The sequence below is a fragment of the Rickettsia endosymbiont of Ixodes scapularis genome (assembly GCF_000160735.1).
GTDB classification, from domain to species: Bacteria; Pseudomonadota; Alphaproteobacteria; order Rickettsiales; family Rickettsiaceae; genus Rickettsia; species Rickettsia tamurae.
In genome coordinates, this window is record NZ_CM000770.1 from 1,791,938 (window position 1) to 1,795,090 (window position 3,153).

The window sequence follows — 3,153 nt, forward strand, 5'->3', positions numbered from 1 at the left end:
TAAAAACTTGTTTTTTAGGTTTATTTTATCAAATGGTTACTTCTATATCGATTTGAAGTTATTTTTCTGATCCCCGCCTATGCGGGGATGACATCGAGTAGGTTTTTTGATCCATGCAACAACGCCGATTAAGTCGCAGGATGACAGAGGTATGAGCCACACAACAAGGTCTTTTACGTTTAACTAAAAGGAGCTTAAATATGTTAATAAATACTTCTAATAATCCGCTTATTACTACTATACATTTATTATCTTCTATAGGTGCTATAAATTGGGGCTTAGTCGGATTATTTAATTTAGTCACACTTTTATTTAGCTCATTTCCAATTATTGTTACCATACTTTATATAATTATAGGCTTTTGTGGTGTATATTCTTTCCTTTGTTTAGGTAAGCTATTTTGTAAACCCGGAATAGAAAAGGCGAAGTAAACGCCTTTTCGTCATGAGCTAACCAACTAAAGATGTTGTTTTATGACTCAAAAAACCCACTCGGTGTCATCCCGTGGCTTGACCACGGTATCCAGAAAATAACTAAAAATACTAATATTATTAGTATTTTTAACTAGACCCCATGGTCAAACCACGGGGTGACCACTGAGACTGATCCACACCACAACCTCACCTGTGCTATAGCAGTTATTGCTGCTGTTTCAGCACGTAATATATTACTTCCTAAACTTATAGATTTTGTATTCTTATATGAGGCAAGAAGTTCCAGCTCATCATTAGTAAAGCCTCCCTCCGGTCCTACAATAATAGTTATACTCGATGAACTTGAAAAATTGGCTACGTCGTCTTTGTAAGTCCTCAGATGCTCACGTATTAGTATACGCTCCGCTCCTCGGCTTACAGACTCCTTGCTCTTTTCCAAGTTGTTCTTCGTATAACCCCTCTTCATTTCGCAAGAGTATATATTACTAAGTGATGATAAAATTCGTAATATAGAATTTTCTTCTTTTTCATGTTCATTAGCATATAACATCAAATTATTATTCTTTTTAAGATAATCTTGTATTGTGATAGCTTTTTCAATTATCGGGGGAGTAAGACGTTCTGATTGCTCTGTTGCCTCAATTACACATTTTGTTAAACGTTCGATATTTACCGATCTAAATTGACATCGCCTAGTAATTAACGGAATAATTTTAGTTATACCGAGTTGCGTAGCCATATTTATTGCAAGCATTAATTTATCTTGCTTTATTATAGATATAGCAAGAATTAAAGTAGATTCTGTATAAGGCTTTTTTAACTGTTCTTTAAGCCTAACCGATAAGTTATGCTTACCTATATCGGTAATTTGTGCTAAAAATTCTCCATCCATACCGTTAAAGATACGCAAGCCATCATTTACTTTAAGACGTAGCACCGTTTTAACATAATGAACATGATCACCTGCTAATTCTAGCTTGCTATTTTCAGCTAAACGACTATTAATATAAATACGATTATATTTCATATATTTAGTACTATGGACTATAAAAAAGATAATAATATATAAGAAGAAGAAAATTTGCCAAAAGAAAAAGAAATTGGCGGTGTTAAAGGTCTAGAACCGACAAGATACGGCGATTGGCAACATAAAGGTAAAGTCACGGATTTCTAATATTATGCCATCATTTGAGCAAATTAAGGTTTTACCTTACCAGCCGCAGAAATTGTTTGATTTGGTGTGGGATGTAGAGTCTTATCCTAAATTCTTGCCTTGGTGTGCCGCCGCTAGAATCATTTCAGAAAATAATCAAGAGGTTATTGCCGAATTAGTAATTCAGTTAAAAGGCTTTTCAGAAAAATATAACTCACGGGTTACAAGCGAAATAACAGGTGATGGAATATATTTGATTAATACGGTAGCTATTTCAGGACCTTTTGAATATTTAAAAAGTACTTGGCAATTTGTTCCATGCACAGCAGGAACTGAATTAAAATTCTTTATTGATTTTAAAATGAAGTCCGTAATACTGGATAAATTAATCGGCACTTATTTTACCAAAGCAACAGAAAAAATGATTGTGGCTTTTGAAAAGAGAGCTAAAGAGGTTATTAAATAAAAAAGAGTAAGGTTATATATCTACAACCTTACTCTCTAGAAAATTTTGTATTTAGTTACTAGGCAATATCAGATATATATCCTTCATCTCCTAAGATTTGAGTTTGATCATCATTAAGATTATTATAATCAAGGCTATAAAACTGCTCTTCTTGTTCTTCGCTAGTACTAGAAGTATGATAATTAAATAATGCTTCATAAGCTTCATTTATTTCAGCATATTTCTGTATTTCTTTTGAAAGTTCTACTTCTTTATTTTGTATAGCTTTCTCTGTACCATGCCATAACTTACTTGTCAAATTTGGCTTGTATTCTGCTAATTGCTTATTTTTGTAACTTTCTCTCTTTTCAACAGTTTCTAAACTTAAAGCTTTTTTAATATCTTCACTTGAATAGCCATTTTGTATTAGCTGCTGAATAATACAATCACGTAAAGAAAGAATACTAGTATCTAGAACTAATTTATTTGTATATTGTCCTTTCACGCCAGGTATTTCCTGATATAATGCACGATCTGTTGATTCTACTATTTCATAACCACCACTATGTTTGTAACCAACGCCGTCTTCCGCCAAACTTAAGATTGGCACACGAGTTATTGCATTAGATATTATCTTACCGTTTATTCCTTCAATATATTTACCGGTAAATTTATCTATACCATTTTTATCTATAGCAGTACCGTATACAAAACTTCCTAACCTCGAAATAGCCAAATACTCTTCAACCTTAGTTGCTTCATGAGCTTTAGTAAAAAGCTTTATTTGTTCATTACTATCCATAATACCTTTTGCCCCATAACTAGTACCAAAAACAGCCCCCGTTATTAAAGGTATTTTGCTTAGCCAACTACTAGATGAAAAAAAACTACTTAATTCCTGCAAGAAAACTTCCTGATGCTAATTTTGTATAAAAACTATAATCTGCTTTTGCTTTTTCTATTAAAGATAAGTAAGTAATAGGTTTATTACTTCCGAATAAATTACGTACTAATAATGTAAACATAGTTTATCTCCTTGTTTAAGTTGCCATGTTTCATGGTTTTAACGCAATGCACTATATAACAAAGGTACCAAATGTCATCTTTATTTAATAATAAGT

Annotated in this window: 3 protein-coding genes and 2 pseudogenes; 3 read left to right on the plus strand and 2 right to left on the minus strand. The window is 32.4% G+C overall.

Annotated features, from left to right (window positions below; genetic code table 11):
• The first annotated feature begins 200 nt into the window (after positions 1–200).
• Positions 201–431, plus strand: coding sequence for a DUF378 domain-containing protein (locus REIS_RS09055; protein WP_008581250.1), 231 nt, complete (start codon positions 201–203; stop codon positions 429–431).
• A gap of 133 nt (positions 432–564) precedes the next feature.
• Here REIS_RS09055 and REIS_RS09060 read toward each other — a convergent pair whose 3' ends face one another.
• Complete coding sequence (locus tag REIS_RS09060; protein WP_008581253.1) at positions 565–1,461, minus strand: 16S rRNA (uracil(1498)-N(3))-methyltransferase; 897 nt, start codon at positions 1,459–1,461, stop codon at positions 565–567.
• Positions 1,462–1,503: 42 nt separating this feature from the next.
• Between REIS_RS09060 and REIS_RS13450 the strand changes: the two are divergent.
• Positions 1,504–1,608, plus strand: a pseudogene (locus tag REIS_RS13450) (DUF1674 domain-containing protein); the annotation flags it as partial.
• 4 nt (positions 1,609–1,612) lie between these two features.
• On the plus strand, positions 1,613–2,053 hold the full coding sequence (locus REIS_RS09065; protein WP_008581260.1) for a type II toxin-antitoxin system RatA family toxin: 441 nt from the start codon (positions 1,613–1,615) through the stop codon (positions 2,051–2,053).
• A 58-nt stretch (positions 2,054–2,111) separates the two neighbouring features.
• Here the strand turns inward: REIS_RS09065 and REIS_RS09070 are convergent.
• Positions 2,112–3,057 (minus strand): annotated as a pseudogene (locus REIS_RS09070) (hypothetical protein).
• Positions 3,058–3,153 lie beyond the last annotated feature (96 nt).

Bases quoted from the DNA above. Each gene is read 5' to 3' on its own strand.
- REIS_RS09065 (WP_008581260.1), top strand. From the start codon at position 1,613: ATGCCATCATTTGAGCAAATTAAGGTTTTACCTTACCAGCCGCAGAAA.
- REIS_RS09055 (WP_008581250.1), top strand. From the start codon at position 201: ATGTTAATAAATACTTCTAATAATCCGCTTATTACTACTATACATTTA.
- REIS_RS09060 (WP_008581253.1), bottom strand. From the start codon at position 1,461: ATGAAATATAATCGTATTTATATTAATAGTCGTTTAGCTGAAAATAGC.